Source organism: Bradyrhizobium sp. A11, from assembly GCF_042077125.1.
GTDB lineage: Bacteria > Pseudomonadota > Alphaproteobacteria > Rhizobiales > Xanthobacteraceae > Bradyrhizobium > Bradyrhizobium japonicum_B.
The window spans coordinates 2892559-2917536 of the sequence record NZ_CP149509.1; the positions used below are offsets into that span (position 1 = coordinate 2892559).

The 24978-nt window shown below is 66.1% G+C and carries 20 protein-coding genes; 13 read left to right on the plus strand and 7 right to left on the minus strand.

The window, feature by feature from the left end; all coding sequences use genetic code 11:
- The first annotated feature begins 168 nt into the window (after positions 1–168).
- Entirely contained in the window at positions 169–1059 is an 891-nt protein-coding gene (locus WI560_RS13320; RefSeq protein WP_375308366.1) for an AraC family transcriptional regulator N-terminal domain-containing protein, read from the plus strand.
- 67 nt (positions 1060–1126) lie between these two features.
- On the opposite strand, the gene chrA is transcribed toward WI560_RS13320, so the two are convergent.
- Together chrA and WI560_RS13330 are read right to left on the minus strand one after the other, a co-directional pair.
- A complete protein-coding gene (chrA, locus tag WI560_RS13325) occupies positions 1127–2512 on the minus strand; it encodes a chromate efflux transporter (protein WP_375308367.1) in 1386 nt (461 codons plus the stop codon).
- Positions 2512–3330, minus strand: a complete 819-nt coding sequence (locus WI560_RS13330) for a chromate resistance protein ChrB domain-containing protein (RefSeq protein ID WP_375308368.1) — start codon at positions 3328–3330, stop codon at positions 2512–2514. Before WI560_RS13330 ends, chrA begins: the two co-directional genes overlap by 1 nt.
- Positions 3331–3526: 196 nt before the next feature.
- On the opposite strand from WI560_RS13330, the gene dmeF reads away from it, so the two are divergent.
- A complete protein-coding gene (dmeF, locus tag WI560_RS13335; protein WP_375308369.1) occupies positions 3527–4489 on the plus strand; it encodes a CDF family Co(II)/Ni(II) efflux transporter DmeF in 963 nt (320 codons plus the stop codon).
- Positions 4490–4502: 13 nt separating this feature from the next.
- On the opposite strand, the gene WI560_RS13340 is transcribed toward dmeF, so the two are convergent.
- Positions 4503–5660, minus strand: a complete 1158-nt coding sequence (locus tag WI560_RS13340) for an MFS transporter (protein WP_375308370.1) — start codon at positions 5658–5660, stop codon at positions 4503–4505.
- 169 nt (positions 5661–5829) lie between these two features.
- Here WI560_RS13340 and WI560_RS13345 point away from each other — a divergent pair, with 169 nt between their 5' ends.
- A complete protein-coding gene (locus tag WI560_RS13345) occupies positions 5830–7089 on the plus strand; it encodes an adenylate/guanylate cyclase domain-containing protein (RefSeq protein WP_375308371.1) in 1260 nt (419 codons plus the stop codon).
- Between the two features lie 106 nt (positions 7090–7195).
- Here WI560_RS13345 and WI560_RS13350 read toward each other — a convergent pair whose 3' ends face one another.
- Positions 7196–8440, minus strand: coding sequence for an MFS transporter (locus tag WI560_RS13350; RefSeq protein WP_375308372.1), 1245 nt, complete (start codon positions 8438–8440; stop codon positions 7196–7198).
- 168 nt (positions 8441–8608) lie between these two features.
- Here WI560_RS13350 and WI560_RS13355 point away from each other — a divergent pair, with 168 nt between their 5' ends.
- From WI560_RS13355 to WI560_RS13375, 5 genes are all read left to right on the plus strand, one after another.
- Positions 8609–9961: an Nramp family divalent metal transporter gene (locus WI560_RS13355; RefSeq protein ID WP_375308373.1), complete on the plus strand. Its 1353-nt coding sequence runs from the start codon at positions 8609–8611 to the stop codon at positions 9959–9961.
- Positions 9962–10643: 682 nt separating this feature from the next.
- Positions 10644–13655, plus strand: a complete 3012-nt coding sequence (locus tag WI560_RS13360) for an adenylate/guanylate cyclase domain-containing protein (RefSeq protein WP_375308374.1) — start codon at positions 10644–10646, stop codon at positions 13653–13655.
- Entirely contained in the window at positions 13652–14935 is a 1284-nt protein-coding gene (locus WI560_RS13365) for a cytochrome P450 (RefSeq protein WP_375308375.1), read from the plus strand. The genes WI560_RS13360 and WI560_RS13365 overlap by 4 nt, the downstream gene beginning before the upstream one ends.
- Before the next feature lie 19 nt (positions 14936–14954).
- Positions 14955–16766, plus strand: coding sequence for a hypothetical protein (locus tag WI560_RS13370; RefSeq protein ID WP_375308376.1), 1812 nt, complete (start codon positions 14955–14957; stop codon positions 16764–16766).
- Positions 16763–18163: a Dyp-type peroxidase gene (locus WI560_RS13375; RefSeq protein ID WP_375308377.1), complete on the plus strand. Its 1401-nt coding sequence runs from the start codon at positions 16763–16765 to the stop codon at positions 18161–18163. Before WI560_RS13370 ends, WI560_RS13375 begins: the two co-directional genes overlap by 4 nt.
- A 68-nt stretch (positions 18164–18231) precedes the next feature.
- On the opposite strand, the gene WI560_RS13380 is transcribed toward WI560_RS13375, so the two are convergent.
- The 3 genes from WI560_RS13380 to hemB all read right to left on the minus strand — a co-directional run bounded on the left by WI560_RS13380 (position 18232) and on the right by hemB (position 21033).
- Positions 18232–19008, minus strand: a complete 777-nt coding sequence (locus tag WI560_RS13380) for an arginyltransferase (protein WP_126258524.1) — start codon at positions 19006–19008, stop codon at positions 18232–18234.
- A gap of 120 nt (positions 19009–19128) precedes the next feature.
- The gene (locus WI560_RS13385; RefSeq protein WP_028135984.1) at positions 19129–19671 is read right to left on the minus strand and encodes an RDD family protein; all 543 of its coding nucleotides are present in this window, start codon (positions 19669–19671) and stop codon (positions 19129–19131) included.
- Positions 19672–19971: 300 nt separating this feature from the next.
- On the minus strand, positions 19972–21033 hold the full coding sequence (gene hemB, locus WI560_RS13390; protein ID WP_375308378.1) for a porphobilinogen synthase: 1062 nt from the start codon (positions 21031–21033) through the stop codon (positions 19972–19974).
- A gap of 127 nt (positions 21034–21160) precedes the next feature.
- Here hemB and WI560_RS13395 point away from each other — a divergent pair, with 127 nt between their 5' ends.
- The 5 genes from WI560_RS13395 to glyA all read left to right on the plus strand — a co-directional run bounded on the left by WI560_RS13395 (position 21161) and on the right by glyA (position 24966).
- The gene (locus tag WI560_RS13395; protein ID WP_028135986.1) at positions 21161–21646 is read left to right on the plus strand and encodes a DUF6163 family protein; all 486 of its coding nucleotides are present in this window, start codon (positions 21161–21163) and stop codon (positions 21644–21646) included.
- Positions 21647–22182: 536 nt separating this feature from the next.
- Positions 22183–22701 carry a transcriptional regulator LdtR gene (gene ldtR / locus WI560_RS13400; RefSeq protein WP_018320040.1) on the plus strand — a complete coding sequence of 173 codons (519 nt, stop codon included), beginning with the start codon at positions 22183–22185 and terminating at the stop codon, positions 22699–22701.
- 204 nt (positions 22702–22905) lie between these two features.
- Positions 22906–23142: a hypothetical protein gene (locus tag WI560_RS13405; RefSeq protein ID WP_375308379.1), complete on the plus strand. Its 237-nt coding sequence runs from the start codon at positions 22906–22908 to the stop codon at positions 23140–23142.
- Between the two features lie 37 nt (positions 23143–23179).
- Positions 23180–23401 carry a hypothetical protein gene (locus tag WI560_RS13410; RefSeq protein ID WP_135165432.1) on the plus strand — a complete coding sequence of 74 codons (222 nt, stop codon included), beginning with the start codon at positions 23180–23182 and terminating at the stop codon, positions 23399–23401.
- A 266-nt stretch (positions 23402–23667) separates the two neighbouring features.
- Complete coding sequence (glyA, locus tag WI560_RS13415) at positions 23668–24966, plus strand: serine hydroxymethyltransferase (protein ID WP_028135989.1); 1299 nt, start codon at positions 23668–23670, stop codon at positions 24964–24966.
- The last annotated feature ends 12 nt before the right edge of the window (positions 24967–24978 follow it).

Genomic DNA, 24978 nt, shown 5'->3' on the forward strand with positions numbered 1-24978 from the left:
GCGGCATTCGAGTTGCCGGATCCTTGAGCCTTCTTGCCTATTCCTCCAAATGACAGCGAGCATGGCTCAGGCCGGGCCGGCGCTGCGTCGAACGATCAATTCACGATGCCCAAAGTTGGAGCAGGCCGGCCATGTTGCCGGAGCCCGCGGTTGGTATAAATTCGCGGAATGACGACCTTGCTCGAAGCGGTTCGCCGCTATGCGGATCTGCATTCAGACCAGAATGGCGCGGCCAGGACGCCGATCCCGGGCCTTACGGCCATACGGGCGCTGACGCCGGGCCAGCTCCAATACGCAATCAACCGGCCGCTCGTTGCGCTCGTCCTGCAGGGTCGCAAACGCGTCACGATGGGAGCGCACAGCTTCGATTTCGGCGCGGGGGAGTCGCTCCTGATCTCGGCGGATGTGCCGACTGTCAGCCAGATTACCCGCGCCAGCGCAAAGGCCCCATATTTGTCCCTGGTCGTCGAGCTCGACCCGGCGGTGATCGCGAGCCTGGTCGTGGAGATGAACCTTGCTCCCGAGCAGCAAGGCATTCCCGTGCGCGTCGACCCGACCGAATCCGAGGTTGCCGATGCCGCGCTCCGCTTGATGCGGCTGCTCGAGCGCCCGTCATCCCTGCCGGTTCTGCAATCTCAGTTCGTTCGCGAAATCCACTATTGGCTGCTGGCGGGGCGACACGGCGCGGCGATCAGGGCTCTCGGGGTCGCCGACAGCCACGCGCAACGCATCGCGCGCGCCGTCGCGATCATTCGATCCGAATACGCGAAGCCTCTGAGGGTCGAACGTCTGGCCGAAGCGGCTGCCATGAGTCCGTCCTCGTTTCACCAGCACTTCCGCGCGATGACATCGCTCAGTCCCCTGCAATTTCAGAAGCAGCTGCGGCTCATCGAGGCGCGTCGGATGATGTTGTCGGAGGGCTCCGACGTCAGCAGCGCGGCCTTCGGCGTGGGTTACGAAAGCGTCTCGCAGTTCACGAGGGAATATGGGCGCTTGTTCGGGCTGCCGCCTGCCAGGGATATCAAGGCCGCGCTTGGTCAGTTGGAGACCGCAGCCTGAAGCCGAGCCGGGCCATCGACCACCCGGGATATGCAAGGCCGGATGGCGTAGCGGCGATCTCCTCTTCCTAAATCACCCCCGCCAGCCGCAGCACCACGCCCGCCGCGCAGCTTCCCGCCAGCACGGTCAGCATCCCCAGCTTGAACCGGAAGATCGCCGTCGCCGCCGCGATCGCCAGCAGCAGCGCGGGGATGTCCACACTCGTCAGCACCGGCCTGTCGAAGTTCAGCGGAAACGCCTGCACCGGCACCGTCTCGCGGAACAACGTGTGCAGGGCGAACCAGATCGAGAGGTTGAGGATCACGCCGACCACGGCCGCGGTGATCGCGCTGAGCGCGCCGGCAAGGCCAATGTTGCCGCGCAGGCGCTCGATGTAGGGCGCGCCGACGAAGATCCAGAGGAAGCAGGGCGTGAAAGTGACCCAGGTCGCGAGCAGCCCGCCGAGCGTGGCGGCGAGCATCGGCGACAGTCCGCTCGGGTCGCGATAGGCCGCCATGAAGCCGACGAACTGCAGCACCATGATCAGCGGGCCCGGGGTGGTCTCGGCCATGCCGAGGCCGTCCAGCATCTCGTGCGGCTTCAGCCAGTGATAATGCTCGACCGCCTGCTGGGCGACATAGGCCAGCACAGCATAGGCGCCGCCGAAGGTGACGAGCGCCATCTTCGAGAAGAACAGCGCGATCTGGCTGAAGACGCTGCCGTGCCCGAGCGCGAGCAACAACACGATGACCGGCACCAGCCAGAGCGCCAGCCACAGCGCGCCAACGCGGATCGCGCGCGCGATATCGGGCTTGACGTGGTCGGGCACGGCCTCGCCGAGCATGCTGTCGATCGCGGCGCTGCCGCCGCCAGGGCCGTGACCTGCCGGCGCAAATTCCGGTCGGCCGCTGCGCGCGCCGGCATAGCCGATCAGGCCGGCGGCGATGATGATGATCGGGAAGGGCACCGCGAAGAAGAAGATCGCGACGAAGGCCGCGGCCGCTATCGCGATCATGATGCGGTTCTTCAGCGCGCGCCTGCCGACGCGCACCACGGCCTCGACCACGATGGCGAGCACGGCGGCCTTGAGGCCGAAGAACAGCGCCTCGACGAAGCTGACATTGCCGAAGGCCGCGTAGACGTAGCTGAGGCCCATGATGGCGATGATGCCGGGCAGGATGAACAGCCCGCCCGCCATCAGGCCGCCGGCGGTGCGGTGCATCAGCCAGCCGACATAGGTGGCGAGCTGCTGCGCCTCCGGGCCCGGCAGCAGCATGCAGTAATTCAGCGCATGCAGGAAGCGGCCTTCGGAGATCCAGTTCTTCTCCTCGACCAGGATGCGGTGCATCACCGCGATCTGGCCCGCGGGCCCGCCGAAGCTCAGACAGGCGACGCGAAGCCAGACGCGGAAGGCTTCGTTGAAGCTGATGCCGTGACCGGCATCAGCTCCTGCTTGAACGTTGCGGGTGTCCATCAAGCCTTCACCTTGTTGGTCGGCCAGTTGTGGGTCTCGGCCGTGGCATCGCGGCACCAGCGGTAGAAGGCATCGTACAGCGTCATGCCGGCCTCGAGCTGTTCGAGGTCGTCGTCATACATCCGCGACAGCCCGAGCGAGGCCGCGAGCAGGCCCGGCGCCTCCGGCGCCAGATCCGGCCGCGCGGTGTCGGCGCCGCGCACCAGCGTCGCCAGCCGGAGCAGGGCCGGGGTGGCGATGCCGAACTCCTCGATCATGACGTCGAAGGTGCAGAGCTCGCCGCGGTGGCTCCAGAACACGTTCTCGATATCGAACGGGGTCGCATTGAAGCGCTCGCCAACGGCGACCACTTCGGAGGGAGCGACATAGAGGAACACCGCGCTGGGATCGACGAAGCGGCGGATCAGCCAGGGGCAGGCGATGCGGTCGACCTTCGGCCGCGCCCGCGTGACCCAGATTGTGCGTCCCCTGGCATCGCGCGGCGGCAACTTGCGGGCGTCGACCAGCGGCAGCTTGGCCGCCTTCCAGCCCTCGAAACCGTCTTCCAGGGTTTCGGCGTCGGCGCCGAGCTGTCTCAGCCAGGCGGCCGTGCCCTGCGCCAGCTTGGCGCCGCGCAGGCAGGAGACGATGGCGGAGCGGCCGGCAAACTTGCCGCCCCATTCCGCTACGGTCTCGTGGCTGAGCTTGATCGAGCCGGGAATCAGCCGCCGGTCGGCGGCAAAATCCTCCTCGGTGCGGACATCGATGAGAACGGGAGCGTTGGCCGTGCCGATCAGGCGCGCCAGTTTATCGGATGATATGGTCGTGAAGCTAGACATGTTGCGTCCTCGCAAGAAACCAACGGGACGCGATGCTTGGGCTTGTCGCCTCGTGGGGAGATCGCTCAAATCCCCATGGCTCGGATTACAGCGAAACTAAGAAGCACTGTCAATCCGCAGGACGATTGGAGCTTAGAAAATTGGTGCCCGCCGTTTATATTCCGCGCGGACCGACCTGAATCTTCGGGAGAATTCGATGCATTCCCATTCCATCGACCAATGGACCCACGACCACGCCTTCCTGGGCGAGCAGCACGACGCCAACGAGCGGCGCACCTGGCTCGTGGTAGTGCTGACGCTGGTCATGATGGTCGGCGAGATCGTGGCCGGCTCGCTGTTCGGCTCGATGGCGCTGCTCGCCGACGGCTGGCACATGGGCACGCATGCCGCCGCGCTCGGCATCGCCGCCTTTGCCTACCGCTTCGCCCGCCGGCATCTGGGCAATGCGCATTTCACCTTCGGCACCGGCAAGTTCGGCGATCTCGCCGCCTTCGCCAGCGCGGTGATCCTGGGCCTGATCGCGGTCGAGATCGCCTATGAGAGCGTGCTGCGGCTGATCAACCCGGTGCCGATCGTCTATGGCGAGGCGATGGCGGTGGCCGCCCTCGGCCTCGGCGTCAACCTCGCCAGCGCCTGGCTGCTGCGCGGCAGCCACGATCATCACCATCACGGTCATGCCCACGACCACGGTCGTGCGCATGACGACCCCGACCATCATGATCATCACCATCACCATCACGACAACAATCTGCGCGCGGCCTATGTCCATGTCGTGACCGATGCCGCGACCTCGGTGCTGGCGATCGCCGCGCTCGCGGTCGCCATGGTTTCGGGATGGGTCTGGGCCGATCCCGCGGTCGGCCTGATCGGCAGCGTGGTGATCGGGGCTTGGGCGTTCGGCCTGATCAAGTCGTCGGGTGCGGTGCTGCTCGACGTGCGCGCCGACGAGAAGCTGGAGCGGGTGATCCGTGCGCGCATGGAGGTCGGCGATGACCGCGTCACCGATCTGCATCTGTGGCAGGTCGGCCCCGGCCATTGTGCCGTGCTGCTCTCGGTGGTGTCGGACAAGCCGCAGCAGCCGGCGGTCTACAAGCGGCGGCTCGCCGGGCTGAAGGGCCTCAGCCACGTCACGGTGGAGGTCGAGACCTGCCCGCATTGATCGGCTTCGACGCTCAATCCGGCCGCGGCTGGGTGCGGATCAGGAACAGTGCCGCCAGCGCCGAGAGGCTGAGCGCGGAGGAGACGATTAGCACCTTGGCGCCCATGAGATCGATCAAGAGGCCGAAGGCCAGCGGCGCCACCGCCTGCGCCATGCGTGCCGGGGCGCCGATGATGCCGAGACGGTAGCCGAAATCCTTCGGGCCGAAGATCGACAGCGGCAGGGTGCCGCGCGCGATCGTCAGGATGCCGTTGCCCGAGCCGTGGAACAGCGCGAACGCGCTCGCCGCGGCGCCGCCGAAGATCGCCACGATCACCGCGCCGATCGGATGGGTCAGGCTGGCCAGCCGCGTCGACCACAGCGGATGGAAGCGGCTGAGGAAGCCGGCCTCCAACATGCGTGCGCCGACTTGCGCCGGGCCGATCAGGGCGCCGGCCGCGATCGCCTCGGCCGGCGTTGCGCCTGTGGTTTCCAGGATGCGGGGGAAATGCGCGGCCATCGCGCCGGTGACGGTCCAGACCGCCGCGAAGATGAAGGCGAGCAGGAGCATGGTGCGGTCGAGCGGCAAATGCGGCTTCGCGGCCGTGGCCGCCGCCTGCTTGGCGCCCTTGATCGCCGGCAGCATGAAGAAATTGAGCGGCAGGCCGATCAGGATGTTGGCGGCAGCCCAGGCGAAGCAGGTCTCGCGCCAGCCGATATGGGCAAGGCCCCAGGCGGTGAGCGGCCAGCCGACGGTCGACGCAAAGCCCGCCATCAGCGTGATGCCGGTGATCGGCCTGCGCGCCTCGGTGCCGTAGATGCGCCCCAGCGCGGCGAAGGCGGCGTCGTAAAGCCCCATCGCCATGCCGATGCCGAGCACGAGCCAGGCGATCGCCATCACCGCGACCGAGTGCGAGAGCCCGAGCAGAACGAGACCGGCGGCAATGGTCAGGTTCGAGGCCGACAGCACCTGGCGGCCGCCGACGAGATCGATCTGCCGCCCGATGCGCGGGCCGAGCATCGCCGAGATCACCAGCGAGGCCGAGAACGCGCCGAAGATCCAGTTGGAGGAGACGCCGAGGTCGCGCGCCATGGGATCGGCGATCAGCGCCGGCAGGTAATAGCTCGAGGCCCAGGCCAGGGTCTGCGTGGTGCCCAGCGCCAGGATGATCGGAAGCTGCCGCTGGCTCATCGGCGCGTGCTTCCGATTCTGGCCGACAAAATCATCATCGTCGGCATTTGCTCCCGTGCGGCGAGGGCGTCAACCGCAGCCTCGGCATATTCGACCTGCGCGGGACGGGGAGCCTTGCGTGCGCGGCTTTGCGCCTTTCGTCCGTCACGAATGCACGCCATAATAGCGCATGCAAACAGCTTCCCGCCTTTCCTTGATAAACTGGATCGCCAGCCAGGGGCTCACGGGCCTGCCCGAACAGGACCTGCTGCGCGGCTTCTGCGAGCGCTGCTGCGACGAAGGGCTCGACCTGTCGCGCGGCCTCGTGATCATCGACACGCTGCATCCGATCTACGAGGGCCGTGCCTTCCGCTGGAGCGATACGCCGAGCAACGAGAGCGACGTCGTCGAGTACGGCTCGACGGCGGAGGGCGACGCGGCCAAGAACTGGCGCCGCTCGGTGTTCTACCATTTGCTCGAGCACGGCGAGGACGAGATGGTGATCGATCTCGCCGAGGCGCCGTCGCTGGATTTTTCGCAGATCGACGACCTCGCCGAAGGCGGCCACCGGCATTTCCTGGCTTTCGTGCACCGCTTCGGCGAGAGCGGAGCGCTTGGGCAGATGGACTGCCTCTACTCCTCCTGGACCACGCGGCGCGACGACGGCTTCACCGAGGCCGAACTTGCCGCGCTGCGCGATCTCGTGCCCGTGCTCGGTCTCGCGATCAAGTCGGCGCAACAGGTCGACATCGTGCGCACGCTCGGCAGGGTCTATCTCGGCCGCGACGCCTCCGAGCAGGTGCTGCGCGGGCGCATCTCGCGCGGCGTCACCGAGCGCATCAATGCCGTGCTCTGGTACTCCGATCTGCGCGGCTCGACCGGGATCAGCGAGAGCATCGGCCCCGACGAGATCATCCCGTTCCTCAACGACTATGCGCAGGCCGTGATCGACGCCATCCACGAGGCCGGCGGCGACGTGCTCAAGTTGATCGGCGACGGCGTGCTTGCCATGTTCTGGGGCGAGGACATGGCGGATGCGCGGCGGGCGGCGCTGCGCGCCGAGCACCTGTTCCGCAAGAATATCGCGGCACTCAATGCCCGCCGGGCGGCGGAGGGGCGTCCGACCACGTCGGCCTATATCGGCCTGCATGTCGGCCAGGTCTTCTACGGCAATATCGGTAGCGAGGACCGGCTCGATTTCACCGTGGTCGGTCCGACCGTGAACGAGGTCAGCCGCATCGCCGCGATGAGCCGCTCGGTCGACCGCGAGCTGCTGGCCTCGTCCGAGTTCTACCAGGGTCTCGATGCCGCCGGGCGCCGCTATCTCGTCTCCACCGGCCGCTACGCGCTACGCGGCATCGGCCGTGCACAGGATCTCTACACCCTCGATCCCGAGGTCGATGCAAGCGAGCCGGTGACGGGAAGCTACGAGCGCTATCTGGCGAGTTAGGCTTCGCTTGCTCCGTCATTGCGAGCGCAGCGAAGCAATCCAGGCTGTCTCCGCGGTGGGATTCTGGATTGCTTCGTCGCTGCGCTCCTCGCAATGACGGTGGGGGCTAGCACCGCGCCGCCACCTCGTCCCCCACCATGTCCGGTTGTCGATCCAGCGCCACGGCGGGCGAGAGCCAGATCACAAGGGCCTGCACGCCGAACACGGCGGCCGCCAGATAGAGGCATGCTTCCGCGCTCCAGAGCCCGCCGACCACCGCGCCCAGCACTGAACCGAGCGGGCGGGCGCCGTAGCTCATGATGTTGATGGCGGAGACGCGTCCGAGCAGGCGCGGCGGCGTCACCGACTGGCGCAGCGTCGTGGTCGAGATCACCCACAGGATCGGCCCGACGCCGAGCAGGAAGAAGCTCAAGGCCGCGAGCCAGGGCGAGGGGACCAGCACCGTCAGCGCCATCACGACCGCGGCAACGAGGCCGGTGACCGGGCCGAGGCCGACCACGGTGCCGAAGGCGATGCGCCGCATCACGCGGGTGGCGAGCAGCGCGCCGATCACCATGCCGACGCCGTACATCGTCAGCACCGTGCCGACGCCCACGGCGGTGAGGCCGAGATGGCGCACGGCATAGGGCACGAACACGGCGATCTGCAGGAACCAGCCGGTGTTGAAAATGAACTGGGTGATGAACACCGGCCGCAGCAGCGGATGGTGAAATACGAATGCCGCGCCTTCGCGGATGTCCTGCAACGGATGACGGCGCGGCGCCGGCGCGCGGGCGGGTTCGAAGATGCCGGATAGCAGCACCACCGCGATCGCCGACAGCGCCGCGGCGAAGCCGAAGGCCGGGCTCGCACCCCACCAGCCCACCAGCGCGCCGCCGAGCGCGGGCCCGCTGGCGAAGGCAACGGTGCGCGCCAGCTCGATCCGCGCATTGGCTGCAGGCAACAGCTCCGCGCTCACCAGCGAGGGCACCAGCGCCGGCGCGGCCACACTGTAGACCACGGTGCCGCACACCGCGGCGAAGCCGAGCAACGCCAGCAGCGGCAGATTGAGCGCGCCGAGCGCGAGCAGCAGCACGATAGCCGCGAGCGCCACGGCCCGCACCGCCTCGGCTCCTGCCATCAGGGAGCGGCGCGAGATGCGGTCGGCGAGCAGGCCGGCGGGAATGGCGAACAGCACGAAGGGCAGGGTCAACGCGGTCTGCAACAGGCCGGTCTGGCCTTCCGCGACCCCAAGCGTCAGCACCGCGACGATTGGGGCGGCCGCCAGGGCGATCTGTTCGGCCGACTGCGCCGCAAGGTTGGACCAGGCGAGGCGGCTGAAGGTGTCGGGGAGGCGAGGCGGATTTGACATGGCTCATGTCCTGCACAGTCGGGTTGGCGCCAGTATTCGGCGCCGCGGGCCGCCAAACCCACCCGCTTCCCGACAAGGAGGGCAGATGACAGTCAGGCCGAGAGTCCATGCCACCAGATGCAGTTGCAAATGAGTTGCAATAAGCTTCGATTTCGGTATTCTCGCCGAATGGATGCCCGATCGCCTGATTTGACCCCCGACACCGCCGGCTGGCGCGCTGATGCGCCGGTCACCAAGAGCCTCGCCGAGGTCAACGCCACCATCGCCCTTCCGGTCGCCGGCCGCTGGTGGCGCCGGCTGCTTGCTTTCGTCGGGCCCGGCTATCTCGTCTCGGTCGGCTACATGGACCCCGGCAACTGGGCGACCGACCTCGCCGGCGGATCGAAGTTCGGCTACACGCTGCTCTCGGTCATCCTGCTCTCGAACCTGATGGCGATCCTGCTGCAATCGCTCGCGGCGCGGCTCGGCATCGTCACCGACCGCGACCTCGCCCAGGCCTGCCGCGCCACCTATTCGCCGCCGGTGAACTTCCTGCTCTGGATCGCCTGCGAGGCGGCGATCATCGCCTGCGATCTCGCCGAGGTCATCGGCACCGCGATCGCGCTGAAGCTCCTGTTTGGCATTCCCCTGGTCGGCGGCGCACTGCTCGCCGCACTCGATGCCTTCCTGCTGCTGCTCCTGATGAACCGCGGCTTCCGTTTCCTCGAGGCCTTCGTCATCGCGCTGCTGGCGGTGATCGCGGTCTGCTTCGCGGTCCAGATCGCGGCCGCGGCGCCGCCGGTCGCCGAGGTGCTGCGCGGCTTCATGCCGAAGAGCGAGATCTTCACCAACCCCGAAATGCTCTACATCGCGATCGGCATCATCGGCGCGACCGTGATGCCGCACAATCTCTATCTGCACTCCTCGATCGTGCAGACGCGCGCCTATGAGCGCAACGACGAAGGCCGCCGCGAGGCGATCAAATGGGCGACGACGGATTCGACCATTGCCCTGATGCTGGCGCTGTTCATCAACGCCGCAATCCTCGTCGTCGCCGCTGCGACCTTCCACAAAAGCGGCCATTCGGATGTCGCCGAGATCGGGCAGGCGTTCGAGCTGTTGTCGCCGCTGCTGGGCCTCGGCATCGCCTCGACGCTGTTCGCGGTGGCGCTGCTCGCCTCCGGCCTGAACTCGACGGTGACGGCGACGCTCGCCGGCCAGATCGTGATGGAAGGCTTTCTCGATCTGCGCCTGCCGAACTGGGCGCGTCGCCTGCTCACGCGCGGCATTGCCATAGTCCCCGTGATCGTCGTCACCGCGATCTATGGCGAGCGCGGCACGGCGGATCTGCTGGTGTTCAGCCAGGTCGTGCTGTCGATGCAATTGCCCTTCGCCGTCATCCCGCTGGTCCGCTTCGTTTCCGACCGGCGCAAGATGGGCAAGTTCGCGATACCGAGATCGGTCGCGGCGATCGCCTGGATCGTCGCGGGCGTGATCGTGGTCCTGAACCTGAAGCTGTTGTTCGATACGTTCTTTGGATGAGTGCGGGGACGGCCCGCTGCTTTGGTGCGGAGGCCCTGCGAGGAGCTGGTTCCCGCGCGAGCCCGGCCATATCCGTTATGCGCGCATTGCGCTGAGCCCTTTTCCGAGTTCCGCGCGGTGCGGCGGCTTTTGCCGCGAACTCGCGAAGTACGGCTTTTCAATTGGTGCGAAGAGGTTATACTACCTTCAATTGCTGATAGGCCGAAGACTGCTCATTGACTGCTCATGGGCCCTATTATGACACTGCGTTTTTCAGGATTGATTTCTTTCCCGGCGGGATAATCGGCGGTCCCGCGCCGGAGTAAGTGCGCCGATCGCATCTTCTCCGGTTACGTCTATGGGTTGTGCGCGATCTCGGCGCGCGGAGCCGGTGGCGAGGCCATTGGCTTGACGGATTGATTTTGACTGCGCGGGTTCACGTCCGGTGAGGGACGATGATCAGGCCAGTATGCGTTGATTGCTGCGTTGAAGTCATTGATGAGTGAGTACAGCCGTGACCAAGTGTCCCGCATGTTCGGCCCGTGTTTCTCGCGAGCATCGCTTCTGCTCTCAATGCGGCGCGCGCCTTGATCGTGCCGTCGATCGTGCCTTGGAGCAGCCCTCCGTTCCATCGGTCGCCAGCACACCTGACCGCGAGGCGCGGGTTGTCCCGCTGCACGATTACACCGCGGTTCGGTCACAGATGCTGACTGAGAACAAGCAGGTCAGCGTTCTCTTCGTCGACGTATGCGACTCGACATCCCTGCTCCAGCACTCCGACCCCGAGGAATCCCGCAATTATCTCGGCAGGGCCCTCAACCATTTGGCCGAGGCGGTCGGGACCTATGGCGGCACGGTGAGCCAGTTGCTCGGCGACGGGCTCGTCGCCTTGTTCGGCGCGCCGGTGGCGCAGGAGGATCACGCGCTGCGGGCCTGCCTTGCCGCCCTCAAGATGCAGCGGGCAGCCATCCCCGGCCACGCGGTTCAGGGCGTGGCCAGCCCGACGCTGCGCATCGGCATCAATTCCGGCGAGGTCCTGGTCGGCGTCGTCGGACAATACGGCTGGTCGCACTACGGTGCGGACGGCAAGACGATTCACGTTGCATCGCGGCTCGAAAAGATGGCGCCGCCCGGCGGCATTCTGATCAGTGCCGCGACGCAGCGCCTCGTCGCGCAGCAGATCGACACGCGGCCGGTCGGGCTGCGCTCGGTCCGAGGGCTGGACGATCCGGTCGAACTCCATGAGGTCGTGGTCGCCACCGAAAGCTCGGCGGCGGCGCCGCTGACGCGCAAGCAGCGCTGGGCGCCCCTGGTCGGCCGCGAGGAGTCTTTGCGGATGCTGGCCGGGGATCTCGACATCGTTCGAACCGGCGCGATGCGAACGATCGGCCTGTGCGGCGATGCCGGCATCGGCAAGTCCCGCTTGATCGCCGACTGGATCGCCGCGCTTGCAGGTCAGGGCATCGACGTCTGCCTTTCGCAGGCGAGAGGTTATGCGAGCGCGCGCGCCTACAGCACCGCCGCGGACCTGATCGCGAGCCTGGCCAGGTTGCCGCAAACGGATGCACAGTCCATCGGGCGCACCCTGGTCGCCGAATGGGCCCCGGAAGGTGTCGCACATCTCGCGGCGATCAATGACTTGCTGGATCTTGCGGCGCCGGATCAGGCGTGGCTGGCGCTGAACCCGGTCCAGCGGCGGCGTCGCATCGGCGAGGCATTGCTGTGGCTCGTGCGCAGACGCGCCCAGGCGGGCCCGTTCGTGCTCGTGCTCGAGGACGTTTTCCTGGCCGATCGCGAGAGCCGGCGGCTGTTCGAGGCCCTGCTTCCAAAGCTCCAGGGATGGCCGATCCTGGTCTGCGTCAGCTATCGACCCGATTTCGATCATCAGTGGCGCGAGGCGCCGTGGTTTGCAGAGCGGATGATCGAGCCTCTCCGTGACGGCGAGATGCTCAGGCTCGCACGCGCCCTGCTGGGGGATGATCTGTCCGTGCTCGGCATCATGAACGAATTGGTCGCGCGCGCCGACGGCAATCCCTTCTTCCTGGAGCAGCTGGTCATTACGCTGATCGACGACGGATCGCTCGAAGGAACGCCGGGTGCATACCGTCTGCAGCGGCCGCCCGGAGAGCTGCGCGTGCCGGGCTCCATCGCCGCGGTGATCAGTGCGCGCGTCGACAGGCTGCCCGACGCCGCCAAATCCGCGCTCGAGGCCGCGGCGATCCTTGGCGACCCCATCACGCGCGAACTGATCGCGGCGATGCAGGCCGTCGACCCGGGGCGAGCCGAAGAATTGCTGGGTCTGTGCGTTGCGTCCGGGTTGCTGGAGGGGCCGGATCAGGCACGCGGTTCGCTCGCGCAGCACGCGTTCGCGTTTCGCCACGCATTGGTGCGCGACGTCGTGCTCGCCGCTCTCACGCGCGCGCGGCTGAAGGCGCTGCACCGGCAGGCCTTCCTGGCGCTGCATGCGCGGCCATGGGCCGCTGAAGCCGATGTCGCGCCGGCGCTGGCGCATCATGCCTTCAAAGGGGAGGAATGGGAGCAGGCGGCGAGATTCACCGTCAAGTCGATGGCCCGTGCCATCTCGCGCTCGGCCAATCAGGAAGCCCTTCAATCGTTCGAGAAGGGACTTCATGCAGCCCGCCGTGTCGATGACGCCTCGATCGCGCAGACCCTGGAGCTCGCGCTTCGGCTGGAAGCGATCGGGGCGATGCTGGCTCTCGGCCAGATCGACGACATCTTCAGCAACATGGAGCGTGCGCAAGCCATCGCGGTGCAGCTGAACGATCAGCGCGCACGAGCGGCGGTGTCGACCGAGACGGCGGTGTTCCTGTGGATGCGAGGACGCTTCGAGCAGGGCCTGCGGTATGCCTCACAGGGTCTGGAGGCGGCCCGCCTGGCGCAGCGGCGCCACATGATGATGGCGGCGCATCAGACCCGCCTGATGCACCTCCACGCTCTCGGGCGATATGCAGAGGCCGCCGTGGAAGGCCATGTTCTGCTCTCCGACTACGAACCGGAACTATCGGCGCATGTCGTCCAATCCGGATGGGCCGCCATTCCCATCGTCAATCTCTATGCGTTCCATGCCAGCACGCTCTGGCGACTGGGCGACAGTGCAACCGCCTACACGTTCTGTGCCAAGGCCTACGAGATCCTGTCGAACATCAACCATCCCTATTCGCGGCTGCTGATCGACACCGTCCAGTCGCAGATATGGATCGAGGGCGGGGAGCTCGATCCAGCCGAGACCTTGATGAGGGCCGGCGTGCAGCAATGCATGACGCACAACGTCCCGACCATGCTTTCGGTTTGCACGGGCGTTCTCGGCAGCGCGCTTGCGCGCAACGGCAAGGCCGCCGAGGCGGCGACGATGCTGGAGAAGGGTTTCGCCGATCGCATCTACGAGGCGGCCGGACCCTACGGCAGGACGTTCATGCGCGTGAGCCTGGGCGTCGCCTATCGCAAGCTCGGTCGGCTCGACGATGCGATCGCGGTCGGTCGCAAGGCCGTCGAGGAGACTGCCGAGGAATACGGTCACCAGACCGAAGCATTGTACGAGCTGGCGGAAACCTTGCGGCACGCGGGCGATCTGGCCGGCGCCGAAGCCAATTTCAAGCGAGCCGCCGAGGCGGCGGACCGTCTGGGCATGCCCTACTATCAAAGACAGGCCGCCGCGGTCCTCGCAGATTGGCGGAAGGACGGGTATGCAGCATGAGACTCTCGACCTATGAACCCGACGCGTTGCCGCCGGGAGCACGCCGTCTCTCCTATGGCCTGTTCTGCTGGCTCAACCGCCACACGACCGTCTTGCGTGCATTCGGCGCACTGCTGCGACTCTGGCCGTCGGTCGGAGGCCGGCTTGGCCTTGCGGCCCGCGCCAGTGCCGTCAGGGACGTGCTGACGCGTACGCGCAGCTTCTCCAACACGGCGCATGCCGCCAACATGGTGTCCGGCGACTATCTCATCGGGATGGATCCCGGCCCGACCTATTCAGCCGATCGCGATCTGGTCCATGCGCGGCTGGCGGCGCTGGACGTTCCCGCCGATTCCGATGCCGAGGCGCAGCGACGGATCAAGGCCCTGAACGGGCGCGGGGGCGAATTCGACCTGATCGAAGACTACCTGATGTGGGTCGTCTTCCACGCCATGCGGCCCCTGTTCGGCGCCGCCACGGGTGCGGTGGTGGCGGGGTCGGCGACCGACGCCGCACGAGGCGATGTCGACGAAGGTCTGCAACGGCAGTACATGCTGGAAATCCGCTATGTCGCGGGGCAGCTCCTGGCTGGCAGCCTGGCGACGCTCGATCTTCGGCGACGGGCGGAAGCCTGCGGGGATGCGCTGCAGGCGCGGATCGATCGCGTGAGCGGCCCGATCGGCGCCGCCTGGGGCGTCAAGAGCGCCTCCGAGGACATTGAACGGAACGCGGTCGGCCTTGCCTGGATCTCGCATCCGGTCACCGTTCAGTCTGGAGCCCTCGCTGTCCAGGAGCTGCTGGGACGAACCAAGGTCTACGAGGAGCTGCGATCGAAGGCCGGCAAGCTCGGCGAGCCCGGCGTCTGGACCGATCCCGAGTTCCGCACGATCGTGCGCAACCATGTGCTCGAGCTGATGCGCTTTCGGCCGATCTTTCCGCTGCTGGCGCGCGACGTGCCGCGCGACACCGAAATGATGACCGGAGCGCGGTACAACGCCGGATGCCCGGGCGGCGGCAAGGTCTCGCTGCTGTCGATCGCCGCGCTGTTCGATCCCAGCGCCGTTCCCCAGAGCCGCCGCTTCTGTCCGGAACGCGATTGGGGCAAGCACGATTCCTTGCGGTATCTCATGTTCGGATATGGCTACCGCCAATGTCCCGCGCGGGATCACGCGGTGGAGATCCTGACCAGCGCGCTGATCGGCCTGCTCACTCTGCCGCGGCTGCAACTGGCGCGCGGCGAAGGCAAGGCCATCGCCTATGACGGGCCGCTGATGCTGCGCATGCGCATGCGTACCACCTGAGTGAGCGGAGGACGGGGCCATGCTCGAGATCGTCCGGCAGCAGATGATCTGCATCGTTGCGCCAGGCTGGAGCGGCGGAGCGGAAATCCCAAAGCAACTTCACGATGCATTGGATGCGCTGCTGGAGGACGTCGCGGTGGTGCACTTCGCCTCGATCGGGCTGCTCCCGGCCTTAGGCGGCGCCCCGAACCAGCAGCCGTCGCTCGTGCTCGAGCTTGCGGTGGAGGAGGGGTTGCGTCCCTACGACCTGCTGTACCGGCTGGTCTACCATCCCGACGGCGCGATGTGGACGCTGTTTAGCGCGATGGTCGCTCCCGAAGTCGCCGCGCCCACAGCCAAGGACAAGGAGCAATTGCTGAACCAGCTGATGAGCTGGCACAGCATCGCCGCCGGCGGCTTCGTCGGCGCGCGAGACCGCTCGGTCCGGCAGATCAAGATGGAGAGCGACCTGCTGGATCAGACGCGCATCGAAGCGCGAAAGCTGAAGCCGAAATACGGCAACGACCGCACCGCATTCGCGCTGGCGCTGGCGCGGTGGGCTTACGCCAATCCCCGTTTCGAGTGGGCGGTCAAGCCTGCGCCGCGATCCTATTGGCGCGGGAAGGGGGCGAGCATCGGTGCGAAGCTCGCTTATCCCGTGGCGGCGATCGTGCTGTGGTTCGTCGTGCTCGGGATCGTCTGGGCGCTTCCGCGGGCCTACAACTGGTTCTTCGGCGAGCCGGGGCCGGTGGGGCGGGCCATCGAAGACGCCGTCACCAGGACGAGCGAATGCCTGCTGACGATGACCTGGCACGGGCTGCTGGCGTTCGCCGTGATCGCATTCCTCGTCTGGCTGTTCCTGGTGCCGCTGCCCGCTCAATTCGTGTCCTGGCGGCGCTGGCTGAACAGCGTCCAGCAGGAGCTCGATCGGCCGACCCAGACGCTCTCCTCGCTGGCCACTTATGTTGGTGGCTGGCTGATCGGCGTGCCGCTGCTGCTGGCCGTCGCCGCGTGCGCCCTTGCCTACACGTTCGCGCCGCTGGCCTATGCGGTGGCACCGGACTATATGGCTCATGTCGTCGAGCCGAAGCTGCCAAAGCTGACCGGATTGCAGATCATCGGCATCGCCGTCGTCGCGATCGCCGCGGTGCTTTGCATCGGTGCGCTGTTTCACTGGCTCAACGGCCGCTTCAGAAAGCTGAGTGAGCAGTTCTTTCATCCGCTCGAGGACGACGTTCCGCGCGCCCAGCAGATCCATCCCTCGATCGAGCGGTGCGAGGCCGATCTGGTCGACGGTACCCAGCATATGTTCAGCCTCACGGAGCTGCGCGGTCCGCGATGGTGGAGCGCGTGGTGCATCCGGATGGCGCTGCGCATCGTGACGTTTGCCGGACGCGTGTTCTTCACGCAAGGCTGGCTCGGCAACGCACCCGGCATCCATTTCGGGCATTGGCACATCATCGACAACGGTCGGCGCTTTCTGTTCTGCTCGAACTATGACGGCAATTTCGGCGGCTATCTCGACGACTTCATCAACGGCGCGGCCGCCGGCACCACGCTGGCCTGGCGCTGGACCGAGCTGCGTCCACGTGCCCCGGCGCTGCCCGGACTGCCCGGCATCGCGCAACCGCGCAGCTTTCCGCCGACGCGCTTCGTGGTGTTTCGCGGCGTGAAGTGCGAGCTGAGGTTCAAGTCCTATGCGCGCGACAGCATGCTGCCGCATCTCTACCATTTCGACGCCTGCAACCGGACAGTCGACCAGATCAATCTCGCCACGGCGCTGCGCGACGCTTTGTTCGGCGAGCGCAACGGCAAGAACGACGATCTGATCATGAGGGCCATCGAGACATGAGGCACGCTCCACGTCTCTCCGAGCAAAGCCATGACATCCAGGCCATGTTGAAGAGCGGCTTCGGCTCGCTCACCACCAGCCGTTTCAGGCTGCTGACGATCCGCGACGAGAGGCTCGCCAAGACATGGCTGGCGCAGCTGCTCGACACCGGCCTGGTCGCCAGCGCAGAACAGGTCGGCAAGCCGAAGCAGGAGAAACAGCAGAGGGCGCCTCTCGATGCCGTCGTCGCGACCGGCTTCACCTTTTCGGGGCTGGCGAAGCTGGGCTGCCGGGAAACCAGCGAACATCCGTTTCCGACGCCGTTCCGCAGCGGCATGGGCAGCGAATTGCGCGCCAAGCTGTTGCGGGACGAAGACCGGCACTGGACCTGGACCGATCGCGAAGGCCCCGGCGGCGGCGAGGTGGTGCACATCCTGCTGGCAGAATGGAAAATGCGCGGCGTAGCTTCGCGGCTGCCCGCGATCGATCCGAGCGCCTTCTCCGTTATCGAGGTCGGGGAGGATTCCGACTTCTTCGGCGCGGATGGCACGCTGCGTGAGCCGTTCGGGTTTCGCGATGGGCTCGCCCAGCCGGTGATCCGGGGCCTCAGGGACCAGGATGGCGAGAGCTTCAAGCAGGCGCGAGAGGGAGCTCGCGATCTCTATGACGACCGGGTCGTGGAGCCGGGCGAATTCATCCTGGGCTATCGCAACGAATACGACGAGCTGACCTTTTGCCCGAACGTGGAGGGATGGAGCGGTGCCAGCGGGCGGTTCACCCTGAACGGAAGCTATCTTGCCGTACGTCAGTTCGCGCAGGATGTGGCCGCCTTCGAGGCGTTTGAGGCCGCGCATGCGGACTTCGCGGCGGCGAACGGCGTCTCGGCCGGCGAGAAGCTGATGGGGCGCCGGAAGAACGGGCTGCCGCTGTCATGGAAAGGCGATCCGAACGTGCCCGTGTCGGATTCGGCGGCCGATGCCTTCCGCTATCGCGTCGAGGACGCCAACGGTTTCATGTGTCCCAAGGGCGCCCATGTGCGCCGCTCCCATCCCCGGGACTCGCTCGGCACCGACGTGCAATCGAGCATCAAATCATCCAAGCTGCACCGGTTGCTGCGGCGTGGGCGGCCCTATCGCGAGACGTCCGGCCACCAAGGCATTTTCTTCATCGCCTGCAATGCGGACCTGGAGCGGCAGTTCGAGTTCATCCACCAGCGCTGGCTGCAGAACCGGAGATTTGGATCGCTCGAGAGCCAGGACGACCCGATCGTGGGATCGCAGCCGTGCCCGAAGACCTTCACCATTCCCGGTCAGCCGAGCGGCGGCGAAGTCTCGCTGCGGCAATTCACGCAGACGCTCGGCGGCGGCTACTTCTTCCTGCCGGGGATCGCAGCGCTGAACTTCATCGCGCGCGCTTGAGCGCGATCGAGGTTGTTGCCTACGGGTGAGCTTTGCGGAAGACGCTTCGCGCTCTTCCGGATCGAGCCTCAATCCTGCGGCTCGGACGCGGCATCGCCCTGCGCGTCGATGCGCAGCCAGCCCGAGGGCGCGAGGCGCTGCTGCGGCAGGAAGCGGGCCTTGTAGTCCATCTTCTTGGAGCCCTCGATCCAATAGCCGAGATAGACATAAGGCAGCCCCTGCCGGCGGGCGCGGGCGATGTGGTCGAGGATCATGAAGGTGCCCATCGAGCGGCTGACCTGGCTCGGCTCGAAGAACGAATAAACCATCGACAGGCCGTCGCTGAGCACGTCGGTGAGCGCGACGGCGATCAGCTCCTCGCCGCGGCCGGTGACACCGCTGTCGGGACCGCGCTTGCGGTACTCGATGATGCGGGTCTCGACATGGCTGTCCTCGACCATCATGGCGTAGTCGAGCACGGTCATGTCGGCCATGCCGCCATGGCGGTGGCGGGCGTCGAGATAGGCCCGGAACACGGAATATTGCTCGGAGGTCGGCACCGCGCTGCGCTGCTCGCCGATGATGTCGGCGTTGCGCGCCATCACCTTGCGGAAGTTGCGCGAGGGCCGGAACTCGTTGGCGACGACCCGGACCGAGACGCAGGCGCGGCACTGGTCGCAGGCCGGCCGGTAGGCGATCGACTGGCTGCGGCGGAAACCGCCATGGGTCAGGAGGTCATTGAGGTCGCCGGCCCGGTCTCCAACCAGATGCGTGAACACCTTGCGCTCATGCCGGCCCGGCAAATACGGGCAGGGGGAGGGCGCCGTAAGGTAGAATTGGGGTGTGTCGCGCGAGTGCTGGGTCAAGGGACGTCGTGGGCCTCCGAAGTGAATGTCAGCATCGCGCTACGGAAGCCCCTGGTCAATCGGTCTGCTCGGCGGGTAGGATAGGACAGCTTTAGTCGTTCCTGGTTGATAGGTCCTTGATCACCAGCTTCTGGCGCCCTGTGGCACCGGTGCGCGGACGGAATTGTTGATCACGACCGTTCCCAGCACGAAATCGTGCAGCAGCCGCCGGCGGCCGTTGAACAGGCCGACCAGCACCACGAAAGGCGTCAGGAAGGAAACCGTCACCCAGAACAGCACGGCATGGGTGGCGCCGAGCACGAAATAGCCGGGCGCGCCGTACCAGGTGCGCAGCTCCAGATCCATCAGCCGCATGCCGATGGTCGCCGACGAAGGCCCGCCGATGCAGGCGCCGTAATAGACGATGGCCCAGACGACCGAGGCGGGCCAGGCCAGCCAGAACAGCGCCCAGCCGATGCCGAGCGTGACCACGCCGAACAAGGCGATGAAGATGTAGCCGAGGATCACCGGCACGGAGATCACGACCATGTCGATCAGGAAGGCGAATACCCGCCGCGTCGCAACGCCCCGGAACAGCTCTGGGTGCAGATAGGGATCGTAGGCGTGCGGCTGCACCCCGCCGTCATTGCGCCAGGCGCCTGAATTGCCCGAGTCGTACGACATCGTCCGTCCTCCCAGGGGGAAACAGAGGGAAAACCCTCGAGGCAGGACATGGGAATAGGCCATCTCCGTGCCAAGGGCGCGGACATTAACAAGCCGAAATATTCCGGCGATTCGGGGGCGGGGAGGCTGTCGGTTGAGCGCCGATAATGTCGCCACCCCGTGGTGTCATCCCGCGAAAGCGGGGATCCATAACCACAGGGAGCGGTTTGGGCGAAGATAATTCCGCGTCGATACCAACACCGCGCATCATCGATGAATCACGCGGTATGGGTCCCGGCGTTCGCCGGGACGACGGCGGAGTTAGACTTGGCTTCGCAGCTTCTCCGCCGCCTTCGGCGCGAAGTAGCTCAGCACGCCGTCGGCGCCGGCGCGCTTGAAGGCGAGCAGGCTCTCCATCATCGCGCGCTCGCCGTCGAGCCAGCCGTTGTTCGCGGCGGCCGCGATCATCGCGTATTCGCCCGAGACCTGGTAGGCGAAGGTCGGCATCGCGAACGTGTCCTTCACGCGGCGGACCACGTCGAGATAGGGCATGCCGGGCTTCACCATCACCATGTCGGCGCCCTCGGTGATGTCGAGCTCGACCTCGCGCAGCGCCTCGTCGCTGTTGGCGCTGTCCATCTGATAGGTGCGCTTGTCGCCGGTGAGCGTCTTGGCCGAGCCGATGGCGTCGCGGAACGGGCCGTAGAAGGCCGAGGCGTATTTGGCCGCATAGGCCATGATCTGCACGTCGAGCAGTCCGGCGCGGTCCAACCCCTCGCGGATCGCGGCGACGCGGCCGTCCATCATATCCGAGGGCGCGATGATGTCGCAGCCGGCCTCGGCCTGCACCAGGGCCTGACGCACCAGCACGGCGACCGTCTCGTCGTTCAGGATCTTGCCGTCGGAAATCAGGCCGTCATGGCCGTGGCTGGTGAACGGATCGAGCGCGACGTCGCAGAGAATGCCGATCTCCGGAAACTCCTTCTTGATCGCGCGCACGGCCTGGCAGACCAGGTTGTTCGGGTTGGTCGCTTCGGAGCCTTCCTCGTCGCGCAAGGACGGCTCGGTGTAGGGAAACAGCGCGAGGCAGGGGATGGTGAGCTTCATGGCGCGCTCGGCCGCGCGCACCGCCTGGTCGACGCTGAGGCGCTCGACGCCCGGCATCGAGGCGACCTGCTCGCGCTTGTTGGTGCCGTCGATCAGGAACAGCGGCCAGATCAGATCGTCGGTGGTGAGCACGTTCTCCCGCACCATGCGCCGGGCCCATTCGGCCTTGCGGTTGCGGCGCGGCCGGACGGTCAGATCGAGGGCATGGGGCACCGCAGTGCCCTCGCGGCGCGAGACCTCGCGCAATTCGATCGGACGTCCGTATTTGATCGCCATCACTCTCTTCCTCCGGCTGGAATTATTCTTATACCAGCTCGCACGGTTCCCGTCACCGCGGCTTGACCTGCCGCAAGGGAGGGGCAGCCGATTGATTTTGCGGGGCGAAGCAGCCAGAAGGGGGGCTATGTCCGAGATCTCCACCCGCGATGCGGCCCGTGACAGCGCCAGGGACGCGACCAGAGACCACGCGATCTCCGTCGCGGCGATCTCGTCGGAGCGGGCTGAGTCCGACGACAATGTCTGGACGCGCCGCCTGGTGCTGTTCCTGCGGGTGATGGCGCTGCTCTCGATCCTGAAAGGTCTCTATCACTGGGCGCAGGTGACGGGCTTTGTCGGCGGCGAGGACGAGGCGTTCGAGAACCAGTCGATGGCCTGGCAGGCCGCCACCGTCTACTTCGCCGTGATCGAACTCGTCGCCGCGGTCGGCCTGTGGCTGGCAACGCCGTGGGGCGCGGTGGTGTGGCTGACCACCGTGGTGTCGATGGCGGTGATCGAGCTGATGTTCCCGGGCATCTACGGCGGCAGCCTGATCGTCGTCGGCGTCGAAGCCGCCATGCTCGCCGCCTATCTCGCGCTGGCCTGGATGGCCGCGCGCGAACGGCCGCCGTAGCGCCGTCATTTCAACGCGCACTCCTTCGTGCCCCGGACGCAATGCAGCGCGCCCCTGGCGATGCGCAGCATCGTCCAGATCGGCGTGATGCGTCGCAGAGCCGGGGCCCATCTTTCCGCAATCTCGCTTTGAAACATCTGGATCCCGGTTCTGCGCGCCGCTTTGCGGCGCTGGTCCGGGACACGAGAATGCTGCGTTTGGTTGACCGCTGGTTGCCTAAAATTTGCGGTAAGTTTTCGTTGACCAGCCGGCGCCGCCACAGCCGTTACGCGCCCGTTTCGAAACCGGGCAGGCCTGTTCTGGAATGCGACAACAGGGGCGGACGGAGGGTGAACAGGACCTTGCGAAGGTCAACAGAGGCTTTCGAAAAGTGCTTGTGGCACAGGCTTAATCCGCAATTCACTGTCTTAAATTCATGATCTCTTTATTCTCTTATTTAAGCCGATCTTCAAACGCGCCCCTTAAGTTGCACCTATCAGGCGGGACACAAGTTTCGTCGAATAAGTGTCGACAAAAACGACAACAGGGGAAGTGTCATGATGAAAGCCGTCGCAACTGCGGCAGATACCGCAGAGCGCGTCTCCGGCCAGCAGGGTTCGGTGCAGTCGCTCTATCTGGAAGCTTTGACTCTGGTGGAGCGGCTGCATCGCCGGCTCCTCGACGTGATCAAGGACGAATTCGATCGCCGCGGCCGTGCGGACATCAACTCGGTGCAGGCGCTCCTGCTCTATAACATCGGCGACAAGGAGCTGACCGCGGGCGAGCTGCGCACGCGCGGTTACTATCTCGGCTCCAACGTCTCCTACAATCTGAAGAAGCTCGTCGAACTCGGCTTCCTCGATCATCAGCGCTCGCGCGTCGATCGCCGCTCGGTGCGCATTCGCCTGACCCCGCAGGGCCAGGAAGTCCGCCGCATCGTCGATGCGCTCTACCAGAAGCACGTCAAGACGGTGGAGCAGGTCGGCGGCATCTCGGGCGAGGAATTCTCGACCCTCAACAAGTCGCTGCACCGCCTCGAGCGGTTCTGGACCGACCAGATCCTCTATCGTCTCTGAGCTTTCGAAAGGGATCAAGGCCAAGCCGGCCCGCAACAAGACCGGCAAGCCTGCCCTGGACGTGCCTGACTTCCCCAAGCGCACTGGTCCGGAGTTGCCCCCGGGCCGGTGCGTTTCCATTTTTGCACCTGCGAAAAAATCCGCGGCTGTGCGGAACAAGTTCCGCACCTGGCGCTTATCTCCCTCGGGATCGGAGACAGGGCGATGCTGGTCGAGCGCGGGCTTCAGGCGATGAACGTGGAACTCGTGAGCGAGGCCTACGCCATCGCCGCGAACTACCTTCGGCGCTCCGGCACGATGCCGGATACGCTCGTCACCGACGAACGCCTGCTTGGGATCATCGTCAAGCTGCTTCAGCGCGGCGAATTCAACAAGATCAGGCTCGCAAACAAGGCCATCGCCCAATTTCAGGCGCAGTCCGGGGCCAGCGCGGTTGCCTGATCAACCATCTCAGAACATCGATCAACCAGAGGGTGCCATGGAAGCCGCGATCGACCGCATCATGCAGACCTATGACCTGCTCGCCAACCGCACCGCCGCGGCCAGCGAGGAGGCACGCATGAAGGTGACCAACTACCTGACCACCCTGATGGAAGCCGGCGAGAAGGACCCCCACCGGTTGACGGTGTGCGGCCTCACTTACTTGCGCCAGCTCGACGGCAGCGTGGACCCGGTCAAGGCGGGGTATACTGGGCTGTGACGCGATCCCTGCAGCAGCCCGCGGCTCCAGGCAGGAGCAGCTAAGGCCCGAAGCGGCCCCATTCCGGATGAGGCGGACGGGGCTCCTGCGATCGGCCCGATCGCCGAAAATCTCCACTCTCCACCATATCTGGCATAAATATCAGGCCCGACCCGCAAACCCTTGGCCTGTTGCGGGCGATGTGGTAGATCGCGCCTGCTTCCGACCGCCACACCAGACCCGCCCGCAGCCCGCCAAAAGGCTGCGGCGGTGGAGATATTCCCAAGATGACCGCACCCAAGACCGCCTCCGCGCCCGATTCGTTTTTCACCGCCTCGCTCGAGCAGGCCGACCCCGAAATCGCCGCCGCCATCAAGGGTGAGCTCGGCCGGCAGCGCCATGAGGTCGAGCTGATCGCCTCCGAGAACATCGTCAGCCGGGCCGTGCTGGAAGCGCAGGGTTCGGTGATGACCAACAAGTACGCAGAGGGTTATCCGGGCGCGCGCTATTACGGCGGTTGTGAATGGGTCGACGTCGCCGAGAACCTCGCGATCGATCGCGCCAAGAAGCTGTTCGGCGCAGGCTTCGCCAACGTGCAGCCGAATTCCGGCAGCCAGATGAACCAGGCGGTGTTTCTGGCGCTGCTGCAGCCCGGCGACACCTTCATGGGCCTCGATCTCGCCGCCGGCGGCCATCTCACCCACGGCTCGCCCGTCAACATGAGCGGCAAATGGTTCAAGGCCGCGCACTACACCGTGCGCCGCGAGGACCAGATCATCGACATGGATGCGGTGGCCAAGCAGGCCGAGCAGGTCAAGCCGAAGCTGATCATCGCCGGCGGCTCGGCCTATTCGCGCGCCTGGGACTTCAAGCGCTTCCGCGAGATCGCGGACAGCGTCGGTGCCTACCTGCTGGTGGACATGGCGCACTTCGCCGGGCTCGTCGCCGGCGGCGTGCATGCTTCGCCGGTGCCGTATGCGCACGTCACCACGACGACGACGCACAAGTCGCTGCGCGGTCCGCGCGGCGGCCTGATGCTGTGGAATGACGAGACGCTGACCAAGAAGCTCAACTCGGCGATCTTCCCGGGCCTGCAGGGCGGTCCCCTGATGCACGTCATCGCGGCGAAGGCGGTCGCCTTCGGCGAGGCGCTGCGTCCGGACTTCAAGGTCTACGCCAAGAACGTCGTCGAGAACGCCAAGGCGCTGGCCGAGACGCTGAAGGGCCATGGTCTCGACATCGTCTCCGGCGGTACCGACAATCATCTGATGCTGGTCGATCTCAGGCCGAAGGGCCTCAAGGGCAACGTCTCGGAGAAGGCGCTGGTCCGCGCCGCCATCACCTGCAACAAGAACGGCATTCCCTTCGACCCCGAGTCGCCGTTCGTCACCTCGGGTATCCGTCTGGGGACGCCGGCCGCGACCACGCGCGGCTTCGGCGTCGCGGAATTCCAGCAGGTCGGCGGCATGATCGCCGAGGTCCTCAACGCTGTCGCGCAGTCTTCCGATGGCAAGGCGCCGCTGGTGGAAGCCGCGATCAAGGAACGGGTCAAGGCGCTGACCGACCGGTTTCCGATCTATCAGTAAGGCTGGGTCCCA